This window comes from Veillonella tobetsuensis, from assembly GCF_002959935.1.
GTDB lineage: Bacteria > Bacillota > Negativicutes > Veillonellales > Veillonellaceae > Veillonella > Veillonella tobetsuensis.
This window is the reverse complement of sequence record NZ_PPDF01000012.1, coordinates 495915-508122: the sequence shown is the minus strand read 5'-3', so window position 1 is coordinate 508122 and position 12208 is coordinate 495915. Positions and strand designations below refer to the sequence as shown.

Sequence of the window (12208 nt, the reverse complement as noted above, 5' to 3'; positions counted from 1 at the left end):
TAATGCATGATAGTGGAATACTCAAATGTTAAGGAGTAAATAATGAAAGAATTATTTCAAAAACACCGTAAACGTATTATAGGTGGTGCTATTGCCATTTGCTTATTAGGCGGTGGTGGCTATTATTATGTTCATACGAATGATAGTGCACAAACGCACCAAAAATACACAACCGGTAGAGTTGAAAAAGGCGATGTAAAAACTAGTATTAGTGCTACAGGTACTATTAATCCTGTCAATTATGTAGACGTATCTACTAATGTAGCTGGTAAATTAGAAAAAGTATTAATTAAAGAAAATGAACAGGTTACACAAGGGCAAGTAATTGCCTATATAGATACTCGTCAATTACAAGCACAAGTTGATAATGCAAAAGCAGCTCTTGATAAAGCAGCTCTTGATATGAACAGATATAAAGCACTGATTGATCAAAATGCGGTATCACAACAAACCTATGACAATGCTGTAACTGCTTATGAACAAGCTTTATCCACTTATGATAGAGTGGCTGCCGATTTAAGTGATGCTACGATTACAGCACCTATGACTGGTACCGTTGTAGGTACACCACTCAAGGCGGGTCAAACAATTAGTACTGGTATTTCTACACAAATGATTATTGCTACGATTGCGGATTTAAAGAATCTAGAAATATACTTAACTGTTGATGAAACGGATATTGGTAATATTAAACAAGGTGCTAAAGTAGAGTTTACTGTAGATTCTAAGCCGGGTGAAACTTTCACAGGGTACGTGTCAGAAGTAGCAAAAGGGAATAAAGGGAATATGGGTACAACTAGTACGAGTGTAGTTTACTATACTGTTAAGGTTCAGATCCCTGAAAATATTTCCGACAATTTCTTACCATCTATGACCGCTCGTGCAACTATTTTTGGTGAAGATATTAAAAATACATTGGTAGTACCTCTTACTGCAGTGCGTACTGATAAACAAGGTGAGTATGTCTATGTTATCAAGGATGGACAGCCTGTCCGAACAGCTGTTTCTACAGGTGTAACGGGTGATACTAATGTTCAAATCCTAAAAGGGGTATCCGAAGGGGATGAAATTATTATCAGTGGTGATGTAACAAGTCCTAAAAACAATTCTCGTGGACCATTTTAAGCGTAGGTGAACTATGAATAATTCAGTAATTGATATTCAAGGTATTACGAAGACCTATGTTAATGGTAAATTAAAGGTTCCCGTTCTACATGGTATTGACTTACAGGTACAAAAGGGGGATTTTGTATCTATTATGGGGCCTTCTGGCTCTGGTAAATCTACCTTTATGAACATCTTAGGGTGCCTTGATAGACCAACATCAGGATCATATCGCTTGAATGGAAACGAAGTAGCTAACCTAAGTGATGATGAGTTGGCATACGTGCGAAATAAAGAAATTGGCTTTGTATTCCAAAGTTTTAATCTATTAACAAAACTAACTGCTCTTGAAAATGTAGCGTTGCCAATGGTATATGCAGGGGTTGATAAAAAAACGCGAACTGCTCGTGCAGAGGCTTTGCTTAGCTCTGTAGGTTTAGGAGACCGCATGGACCATTTACCAGCAGAGTTATCTGGTGGTCAACGTCAACGTGTGGCCATTGCACGTGCTTTAGCTAATGATCCTGCCATTATTATGGCCGATGAACCGACGGGGAATTTGGACTCAAAATCTACTATTGATGTAATGAATATCGTTCGAGGCCTGTATGATGAAGGGCGCACTATTATTCTTGTAACTCATGAGCCTGATATTGCAACTTATGCTAGTCGCAATGTTGTGCTCCGTGATGGCTATATAGTAGAAGATAAGCCAAATCTTAATATGACTCCTGTACAGGAGGTGACACATGTATAAAGAAAGTTTCTTAATGGCCTGGGCATCCTTGGTTGCTAATAAAATGCGATCTATCTTGACCATGCTAGGCATTATTATCGGCGTTGCTGCCGTTATTGCCCTTGTGTCGATTGGTAATGGTGTAAAACAAGACATTCAAAATTCTATTTCTAGTCTAGGCTCAAACTTATTGATGGTTATGCCTGGCGCACCTCGTACGCCGGGGGTGCGACCAACAGCAGGTTCTATGAAGTCGTTAAAGGTAGCCGACTACGAAGCTATTGCTAAACTTGATGGTGTTAAGGCCGTGAGTCCGATGACTAACGGTGCTTATGTAGTGATTTATCAAAATAAAAACTGGACTACCTCTGTGTCTGGTGTTAACGCTAATTATTTGGATGTTAATAATTGGACGATGAAATCTGGGCGTTTTTTATCTAATAAAAATATACAGAATCGTGAACGCGTTGCTGTAGTTGGTAAGACTGTTGCAAAAAATCTATTTGGTGATGAAAACCCAGTAGGTGCTGAGATTCGCGTTAAAAATATTCCATTCCGTGTTATTGGGGTACTCAATAGCAAGGGGAGTGGTGCTATGGGGAATGACCAAGATGATATGGTAATCATTCCTTATACAACTGCGATGGAACGCGTGGATGGAATCGATTATCTACGTATGTTATACGTAGTAGCTAAGGATGAAAACGGTATTGATCGTCTGCAGTCTGATATAGAAAATCTTTTGCGTGTGCGACATGGCATTAAGGATACAAACCTTGATGATTTTAACATTCAAAATATGAACTCTATCATGGAAACAATGGAAGAGACAACAGGCACATTAACCTTATTCTTAGGTGCTGTTGCAGCCATTTCCCTCGTAGTAGGTGGTATAGGGATTATGAATATTATGCTTGTATCCGTTACGGAACGGACTCGTGAAATTGGTATTCGTAAGGCCTTAGGTGCTACTTACTTCGTTATCGTTACACAGTTCTTAATTGAAGCTGTTGTAATCAGTCTCATGGGGGGGCTCATCGGTATTGCACTTGGTATAGGGGCTTCAAAACTCATAAGCTTAGCCTCTGGTATGAGCACGGTTATATCGGTACCAACCATTGTGTTATCCTTTGCCTTCTCGATGGCTATCGGTTTGGTGTTCGGTATTTATCCAGCTCGTAAGGCTGCTAAATTAAACCCAATTGATGCATTACATTACGAATAATAGAATAAAGTAGAACTATTCGCATATGGTGCGTTGCATGATACAATAAGTATGATGTGACGCACCATTTTATATGGTTATTTAATGTGTATTTATGTTTGCATTACTATGTATTGTGAATGGAGAAACAAATGGCTACAACACTGTTAGAATATTTTAATGAATTACGTGATCAAAATCCATTCTCTTGGGTGAAAGATTCAGAGGTTACCGTAGTAGAACCTGGTCATGCAGAAATGACCTTGCAAACCAATGAAACAGAATATTGTAATTTTAGAGGTCATTTACATGGTGCCGTTTGTATCGGCTTTGCTGATAGTGTGATGGGTTCTGCATGCTTTACCTTAGGAAAATCGGTAAATACCATCGATATTAGTGGTAATTATGTGAAAGCTGTTAAAGGTGGAACTATGTTGCGTGGTGTAGCAAATGTAGAACATAATGGACGAACTACTATGGTGGCTACGGCACGTATTTACAATGAACTAGGTGAACTTGTTCATCTTGCAAGAGGAACCTTTTTTGTATTAGAAGAGCGTCCTTTGCCTGATTTACCTTGGCGATTCATTGAAGAAGACGACCCAAATTTGATATAATGAGGGATGAACTTTGAAATTTAGGAGGACTGTTGTATGGAACAAGAATTACAACGCATAAAAGAGGTAGCGTTAACAGCTATCAAAGCTGCCACTGATCAACAAGTGTTGCAAGATGTACGCGTAAAATATTTAGGTAAAAAAGGTGAAGTAACAGCTTTATTAAAAGGCTTGGGTAAACTATCCCCAGAGGAACGCCCTAAGATGGGTGCTCTTGTGAATGCTGTACGAGAAGCATTAGAAGCAGAACTCGATAAAATCAAGTCCTCTATGGAAACAGCAGCTATGAACGCTCGTTTAGAAGAGGAAAAAATCGATATCACTCTACCTGGTAGAGCTCCAAAAACAGGTCATATTCATCCTTTGACTACTGTTAATGAAATGATTGAAGATTTCTTTATGAAAATGGGCTACACCGTAGAAGAAGGTCCTGAAGTGGAACAAGACTATTACAATTTCGAATGTCTTAATCTACCAAAAGACCATCCTGCACGCGATATGCAAGACTCTTTCTATATTACAGAAAATTTCTTGCTTAGAACTCATACATCTCCTGTACAAGCACGTACCATGCAGCGTCATGAACCTAATAGTCCAATTCGCATGATTGCACCTGGTAAGGTATATCGTTGGGACTATGATGCTACGCATTCACCTGTGTTCCATCAAGTAGAAGGCTTGATTATTGATGAACACATCACTTTTGCCGATTTGAAAGGTACCATTGAAACATTCTTACGTCATATGTTTGGCGATGAAACTAAGGTACGTTTCCGTACAAGCTTTTTCCCATTCACAGAACCTTCTGCAGAGGTAGATATCTCCTGTGTAATGTGTGGTGGCGAAGGCTGTCGCGTATGCTCTCATACAGGTTGGTTAGAAATTCTTGGTTGTGGTATGGTACATCCTCGTGTGCTTGAGCTCAATGGCTATGATCCTAATAAGGTGAAAGGCTTTGCCTTTGGTATGGGCGTAGAACGTATTGCTATGTTGTTATACGGTATTGGCGATTTACGTCTATTCTTTGAAGATGATATCCGTTTCTTGGAACAGTTTTAGGAGGTAGAAATGAAAGCAAGCTTACAATGGATGAATGAATACGTACCTCTTGATCTAAATCGTCCTGCCCAAGAATTAGCGGATGAATTGACACAAGCAGGTATTCCTGTAGAAGAAGTACTTTCTATGGATCCAGGTTTGAAAAAAATCTATACTGGTAAAATCGTAGAAATTACAAAACACCCAGATGCAGATAAATTACAAGTATGCCAAGTACAATGCTTATCTGAAGATGGGGAAGAAGTTACTAAGCAAATCGTTACCGCTGCTACGAATGTGGCTGTTGGTCAAATCGTACCAGTTGCGTATCATAAATCTCGTTTGGCAGATGGTACAGAAATCAAAAAAGGTAAATTACGTGGTGTTGTATCAGAAGGCATGTTCTGCTCCGTTGCTGAATTCGGTATTTCCTCTGATTTGGTAAGACCAGAAGAAGCACAAGGCATTTATATTTTCCCTGAAGGTACACCGATTGGTTTAGATATTAAAGAAGCACTTATGCTTGATGATACTGTATATGAATTTGAATTAACAGCTAATCGTGCAGATTGCTTCTCTATGGTAGGTTTGTCCCGTGAATTCGGTATCATGACAAATCAAAAGGCTTTATTCCCAGTTATTATGGTGAATGAAACTGGTGAGTCTATCGAAGGTAAAGCATCTGTAGCTATCGAAGCACATGATCTTTGCACACGATTTACGTCTCGTCTTGTTACGAATGTTACCATCGAACCATCTCCATTGTGGATGCAAAATCGTTTGCGTAACAGCGGTATTCGCCCTATTAACAATGTGGTGGACGTAACAAATTACGTTATGCTTGAATTAGGTCAACCAATGCATGCTTATGATTATGATTGTGTAGCGGACCATACCCTTATTGCACGTCGTGCAAAAGCCGGTGAAACGCTTACTACATTAGATGGCAATGAACGTGAACTCGATGAGTCCATGCTCATTATTGCGGATACAAAGGGCCCAATCGGCGTAGCTGGTGTGATGGGTGGCCTTACAAGTGAAGTAACAGATAAAACTACTAATGTATTGTTTGAAGCTGCAGTATTTAATGGACCATCCATTCGTCGTACATCTAAAGCTTTAGGTATGCGTTCCGAAGCATCTGGCCGTTTTGAACGCGGTGTAAACCATAAATATACAGCATATGCTATCGATCGTGCTGCACAATTGTTACAACAAATCTGTCCTTCTTGTAAGGTGAGTGTTGGCGTTATTGATGTATATCCAGAACCAGTAGAACAACGTACTGTAACTTTCACAGCAGAACAAATCAATGACTATCTTGGCACATCTATTGAAAAAGATAGAATGATAGATATTTTAACAAAACTTGAATTCGGTATTACTGTATCTGGTGATACCATCGAGGCACTTGTACCAACATGGCGCGATGATGTAACAGGTATGCCTGATATTGCAGAAGAAGTAGCGCGTATTGTAAGCTATGACAATATTGCTCCAACAATTCCAGTGGCTCTATTATCCTCTGGCGGTATGACACCTAAAAAAGCATTGACTAAAGAGGTAACTCATTACTTAGCACATGCAGGTCTTAGCCAAATTATTACATTTAGTTTCATGCACAAAGATGGTTTATCTAATATGATGTTGCCTGAAGGTGATAGTCGTTATACAGCTATTCCAATCTTAAATCCTATTTCTGAAGAGTTCCCATATATGAGAACTACGTTGGTGCCAGCTGTTATTGAAGCAGCTAAACGCAATATTGCACAACAAAACAAAGATTTGTGGTTATTTGAAACGGCTAATGTGTATGAACCAAAGGCATTGCCATTAACAGAAGTACCGCATGAACGCCCTATGGCATGTGGTATTATGATGGGTAAGGTTACAGAGGCCTCATGGAATCAAGCACAACGAGATACTGATTTCTATGATGTAAAAGGCGTGGTAGACGGTTTACTAGCGAAATTAGGTTTAACTGAATTTGACATTCAACCTTCTACTGAAAGTTACTATCATCCAGGTGTTAGTGCGCATTACACAATTAATGGTGTAACGATTGCTAACTATGGTGAGCTACATCCACAAGCGGTTAAAAACTTTGATTTACCAGGCAAGGTATACATGTTTGAGATTGACTTAGAGGCTGTATTATCTATTACCGTACCAGCATTTAGATATAAATCTTTCAGTAAATTCCCTGGTATAAGTCGTGACCTTGCTATCGTAGCGCCAGTATCTGTTGCTAGTGGTGAGATTATAGATCTTATCAAAGAAAATGGTGGGGACTATTTAGAATCTGTATCCATTTTCGATGTTTACGAAGGGGAACATATTGAAGCAGGCTATCGCAGCTTAGCTTATAATTTACAATTTAGATCCATGGAAGGTACATTAAATGATGAAGACATTGATGGTACTATCCAAGCGATTATTGATGCATTAGCAACTAAAAATTGTAAATTACGATAAATCATCGTGAAAGGGTTTACCTTATGGTAAACCCTTTTATGTCTATCTATCCCCTGTTGTATAATAGTAGGAATAGGTAATGAGTCAGAAAGGATTTATTATGGAATTATTAGCACCAGCGGGTACGATGGAAAATTTTATGGCTGCCTTGGAATCTGGGGCGGATGCTATATACTTAGGGGGCAAGGTCTTTAATGCACGGGCTCATGCAGCCAACTTTGGCATTGATGAGCTGCGTGAAGCTGTGCGATTGGCGCATATTCTAGATGTGTCTGTATATGTAACCGTTAATATTTTAATTGGAGACACTGAACTAGGGGAGCTTGAAAATTATCTTAAGGATTTAGACTCTATTGGTGTAGATGCCATCATCGTGCAGGACTTAGCTGTTGCAGACATTGCAAAACGTGTTGCACCAAACATCCATCTTCACGGTAGTACACAAATGACGGCTGCTACACTAGATGCGGTTCGGTTTTACGAAAGTTTAGGCTTTACTCGCGTTGTATTGGCTCGTGAATTAAGTCTTAAGGAAATTCAACATATATGCAAACATTGTAAGGCAGAAATTGAAGTATTTGTACATGGTGCATTATGTGTATGTTACTCAGGTCAATGTTTGATGAGTTCTTTCATCGGTGGCCGCAGTGGTAATCGAGGTGCTTGTGCACAGCCTTGCCGCTTACCTTATGAATTATTGGATTCTAAGGGTGAAAGTGTGTTACCTAAACATGAAGCCTATTTGTTGAGTCCAAAGGATCTTAACTACAGCGAGCATATGAATGAACTTGTAGCGGCTGGTGTTACATCCTTTAAGGTAGAAGGTCGTATGAAAAAGGTTTCCTATGTACGTCAAGTGATAGGCACATATAGAGAAATATTGGATAAGGCGTCCATTCAAGAAAATCAACGTAAAGCACTAGCCTCTGGATTTAATCGTGGATTTTCCACAGCCTATTTAGAAGATACGGTAGGTCGACAAATGATGACCGTAGTGGCGCCAAATCACCAGGGTAAGCCAATCGGCGAATCGTATACGAAAAAAGGGGAAGTTTACTTATCCTTAACAGAACCTATTGAACAAGGTTCATTAGTTAAAATATTACAATCCAATGGCAGTGTTACCTATTATACGGTAGATGATGAGTGGACATGTGTATCCGATACGCTGTATAAAGGGCGACCTGCAGAGGGCTTAGCAGTAGGTCAATTATATTTAGCATCTACACCAAAGAATACAAAGTCACGAGGCTTACAAGAGTTTACCCGTAAATATGATATGTCTGTATATCTCAGTATTGGTTCTAATGGTGAAACAAATTATACTGAATTAACTGCCATCCTAGACTCTGGTCTTAGTGTGACTGTTACAAATGAGTATGTGCCAGCTATTGCTAATAAAGTACCCACATCGTTAGAGAAGGTAACAGAACAGTTAGGTCGGTTGGGTAATACATTATTTAGGCTTTCTTATGTAGATATTCCTGATGGCCCTTATATGTGGCCTGCTAGCGTTCTTAATGCACTACGTCGTGATGCCGTAACTGCATTAGAAACAGCGTTAATTACACATCATGTAGAATCATGGCAAACATTGCAAGTAACAGGCGATGTAGATTATGATTTCAAGGCGCAACACGAGTTATCCTATGATACTTGTCCTATGATTTCAGCGCGTGTTGATGAAATAGAAGGTGTGAAAGCTGCAATTGCTGGGGGAGCACAGAAAATCGTTTTTGGTGGTGATAGACTGAGTCGTACACCATATGCATTATCTATATATGATGAGGTGGCCCGTTTATGTGATCAATCTGATGTGATTTGCACCTTTGCTACACCACGAGTTGTGAAAGATGATGAAGTAGAAGCATATAAACATACATTAGAGGCAATCGTACAGGCTCATCCAGATAGTATTTCTATTCACGTGCCACAAGCCTTATTATGGCTCCGTGAATTAGGATATACAGGTGCCATTGAGGCTGATACAGGCCTTAATATTTTCAATACACCTACATTGCATTTCTGGGAACAGTTACACATAAGTTGTGTAAATCCATCGCAAGAGTTGACCTTAAAACAAATTACGGAAATAGCTAAACATAGTCACGTCCCTATTGAGACGATGGTTCATGGCTATACAGAAATGATGATTTCCGAATACTGTGCCATTGCTAGTTTTGTGGGAACTGGTAGCAAGGTAAATTGTCCTGTGCCGTGTGTTACAGAATCCTATTCCTTAAAGGATAGAAAAGGGGAAATATTCCCACTTCGTACAGATCCATATTGCCGAATGCATATTATGAATAGTCATGAAATGGATATGCGAGCCTATGTCCCTATGTTGTTACAAAAAGGCATATCCATATTACGCATTGATGGACGTCATATGAAACCAAATTACGTGCAAGATATTGTATCTCAATACGTAGCTATAGCTAATGGTACTATGGATGCACCGCCTAAGAAAATAGATTCACAAGGCGAATCTATTACGCGAGGACATTATTTTAGAGGTATTTTATAGAACGAGGTAGTACATTGTTTAATGAAGATGTATTAGATTTTATAAAAATAAAAGAAGAATTAGCCGATCATTGTGGTTCTACTATTGCTAAAGAAATGGCATTAGCATTAGCACCGATGACGGATCGAAAGCAGATTCAAGAGGCTTTAGATGAAACTTCAGAGGCGTTGCGTTCATGGCAGACTGAAATTGAACAGCCTCTAGGAGGTACAAGGGATATACGTGAATCTTGTAAAAAGAGCCGCAAGGATTTTGTTCTTACAAGAGAGGCTATATGGGATGTATATATTACTATAGGTGCCTATAAGCGTATGACTAAGTTCTTTAGAACAAAATATATGGAATATCCATTGTTATCTTTGTGGATGCAAGATATGCCAAATATGGATCGCGTTGAACAACGTTTGAAACGCGTATTCGATGATAAAGGGGAATTGCTTGATACAGCATCACCTAAATTGGCGAGCCTACGGAATACGATTAGTAAGACGCGAGATCGTATTAAACACGATATTCAATCTATATTACATGATAAGGACAATCATAAATATTTCCAAGAAGCGATTATTACGCAACGCAACAATCGGTATGTAATTCCTGTTAAACAGGAATATCGTCAATATTTTAATGGTTTGATTCACGATCGTTCTGCAACGGGTCAAACACTGTATATTGAGCCAATGCGATTAGTGGAACTCAACAATGATTTACAAGAGGCTTTGATTGGGGAGGAACAAGAGGTCCTACGCATTTATAAGGAACTTTCAGCCCTTATCAAACAACATAGTAATGATTTGATGGATGCTTGTGAAAAGGTATCCCATATTGAATTTGTCTATGGTAAAGCAAAACTCGCTATAGCTCAAAAGGCAGTACAAGCCACATTGAGTGAAGGTCGTGATGTGCTTTTGATGCGTGCTCGTCATCCATTAATTCCTGCTAATACGGTTGTCCCTACGGATATTCGATTAGGTACGGATTATCGTATCTTATTGATTACTGGTTCTAATACGGGTGGTAAGACAGTTTCTTTAAAAACATTAGGTCTATTATCTATTATGAATCAAAGTGGTTTATTTATTCCTGCAGACCACGGTTCGATATTGCCGATTTTCCACAACATCTTTGCCGATATAGGGGATGAACAAAGTATTGAAGCGAGTTTAAGTACATTCTCTGCACACATGACGCAAGTAATTTCTATTATTAAACATTGTGGCCCTAATGACCTAGTACTACTTGATGAACTTGGTTCTGGTACTGATCCAGAAGAGGGGAGTGCTTTGGCGGTATCCATTCTAGAATTCTTCCGTCAAAAAGGGACGCTCATGATGGTCAGCACTCACTATAATGAGTTAAAGAACTATGCGTACCATACGGCCTCTATCGAGAATGGTCATGTTGAATTTGATGAGCGTACATTAAAGCCGACCTATCGATTACATATAGGCGTAGCAGGTAGTAGTCATGCATTAAGTATTGCAGCTCGATTAGGGTTGCCGAAGGATATTGTGAATCGTGCACGGGATTATAAGTCTAAGTTTGGTAGTAGTGAAATGGAAACCGTTTTATCTGATTTGAATGAACAACTTCGTAAATCATCGGAACGGGAACGAGCACTTAAAAAAGAATTAGATGAAACACGTCGCATGCGCGGTCAATTAGAGAAAGAAAAGAAACAATTTAATGAAAAACGTAAACAGATTCTAGCGAAGGCACAAGCTGATGCGGAAGCTATGAAACGCAGTCTCCGTGTAGAAGGGGAATCCATCATTAAACAGTTGAAATCACAGTTCTCTGAAACGAATAAGGATAAGCGTCAATCTGCTATTAATGAGGCTCGCAAAGGTATTTCTAATGTTCACGTACCAGATGCACCTGTAGATGATGAACGTAATACATTGACCATCGATGCTGTTGCTACTGGACAAGTTGTATACGTAACATCCTTGCGTTCCCTAGGTACCGTTTTATCCATTAAGGGAAATCGCGTTACTGTAGATATTAATGGTCTATCTGCAACTGTGAAAGTAAGTGAATTACAATCTATTACGAGGGAAGAATCTAATAAGATTCAACGAGATAATCTCAAACCGCAGCCTAAAACTCGTAAACGAGCAGGTGGTTCTGCTGTTCAACGTCAAAAAGAGGTGCGTACAGAAATAAATATTTTAGGTCAAACCGTGGATGAAGCAGTAGTTTCTGTTGGTCGATTTATCGATCAAGCCATATTGGGTGGTATAAATCAAGTGCGTATCATTCATGGTAAGGGAACCGGTGCCTTACGTGAAGGTGTGCATCAGTATCTTCGTACCTTGCCTCAGGTGGCTCACTTTGAAACGGCCGGCTACGATGAAGGTGGTGCCGGTGCTACCAATGTAGTTCTTAAATAGTATATCCACATCTTGAGTAGAGATACTAAAGTAGCAGATTCTTAGAATCTGCTACTTTTTTGTATGAGAAAAGAGGCAAAACCATTTGGTTTTGCCTCTTTGTATGTTAACCTA

The 12208-nt window shown here is 39.3% G+C and carries 8 protein-coding genes; all 8 read left to right on the top strand.

The window, feature by feature from the left end:
• Window positions 1-42 precede the first annotated feature (42 nt).
• The 8 genes from VTHSUH11_RS08340 to VTHSUH11_RS08305 all read left to right on the top strand — a co-directional run bounded on the left by VTHSUH11_RS08340 (window position 43) and on the right by VTHSUH11_RS08305 (window position 12094).
• Window positions 43-1125, top strand: coding sequence for an efflux RND transporter periplasmic adaptor subunit (locus VTHSUH11_RS08340; protein ID WP_105093320.1), 1083 nt, complete (start codon window positions 43-45; stop codon window positions 1123-1125).
• Between the two features lie 13 nt (window positions 1126-1138).
• The gene (locus VTHSUH11_RS08335; protein WP_105093319.1) at window positions 1139-1861 is read left to right on the top strand and encodes an ABC transporter ATP-binding protein; all 723 of its coding nucleotides are present in this window, start codon (window positions 1139-1141) and stop codon (window positions 1859-1861) included.
• Window positions 1854-3065: an ABC transporter permease gene (locus tag VTHSUH11_RS08330; protein ID WP_105093318.1), complete on the top strand. Its 1212-nt coding sequence runs from the start codon at window positions 1854-1856 to the stop codon at window positions 3063-3065. Before VTHSUH11_RS08335 ends, VTHSUH11_RS08330 begins: the two co-directional genes overlap by 8 nt.
• Window positions 3066-3196: 131 nt before the next feature.
• Window positions 3197-3661 (top strand): PaaI family thioesterase, encoded by a 465-nt coding sequence (locus VTHSUH11_RS08325; RefSeq protein WP_059362996.1) that lies wholly within the window; start codon window positions 3197-3199, stop codon window positions 3659-3661.
• Window positions 3662-3697: 36 nt separating this feature from the next.
• The gene (gene pheS, locus VTHSUH11_RS08320) at window positions 3698-4720 is read left to right on the top strand and encodes a phenylalanine--tRNA ligase subunit alpha (protein ID WP_105093317.1); all 1023 of its coding nucleotides are present in this window, start codon (window positions 3698-3700) and stop codon (window positions 4718-4720) included.
• Between the two features lie 9 nt (window positions 4721-4729).
• The gene (pheT, locus tag VTHSUH11_RS08315) at window positions 4730-7174 is read left to right on the top strand and encodes a phenylalanine--tRNA ligase subunit beta (protein WP_105093316.1); all 2445 of its coding nucleotides are present in this window, start codon (window positions 4730-4732) and stop codon (window positions 7172-7174) included.
• A 79-nt stretch (window positions 7175-7253) separates the two neighbouring features.
• Window positions 7254-9701 (top strand): U32 family peptidase, encoded by a 2448-nt coding sequence (locus VTHSUH11_RS08310; protein ID WP_105093315.1) that lies wholly within the window; start codon window positions 7254-7256, stop codon window positions 9699-9701.
• Between the two features lie 14 nt (window positions 9702-9715).
• The gene (locus VTHSUH11_RS08305) at window positions 9716-12094 is read left to right on the top strand and encodes an endonuclease MutS2 (protein ID WP_105093314.1); all 2379 of its coding nucleotides are present in this window, start codon (window positions 9716-9718) and stop codon (window positions 12092-12094) included.
• Window positions 12095-12208: the final 114 nt, after the last annotated feature.

Excerpts from the sequence above, each read along its gene's own strand:
- VTHSUH11_RS08340 (WP_105093320.1), top strand. The coding sequence starts at position 43 with ATGAAAGAATTATTTCAAAAACACCGTAAACGTATTATAGGTGGTGCT.
- VTHSUH11_RS08335 (WP_105093319.1), top strand. The coding sequence starts at position 1,139 with ATGAATAATTCAGTAATTGATATTCAAGGTATTACGAAGACCTATGTT.
- VTHSUH11_RS08330 (WP_105093318.1), top strand. The coding sequence starts at position 1,854 with ATGTATAAAGAAAGTTTCTTAATGGCCTGGGCATCCTTGGTTGCTAAT.
- VTHSUH11_RS08325 (WP_059362996.1), top strand. The coding sequence starts at position 3,197 with ATGGCTACAACACTGTTAGAATATTTTAATGAATTACGTGATCAAAAT.
- pheS (WP_105093317.1), top strand. The coding sequence starts at position 3,698 with ATGGAACAAGAATTACAACGCATAAAAGAGGTAGCGTTAACAGCTATC.
- pheT (WP_105093316.1), top strand. The coding sequence starts at position 4,730 with ATGAAAGCAAGCTTACAATGGATGAATGAATACGTACCTCTTGATCTA.
- VTHSUH11_RS08310 (WP_105093315.1), top strand. The coding sequence starts at position 7,254 with ATGAGTCAGAAAGGATTTATTATGGAATTATTAGCACCAGCGGGTACG.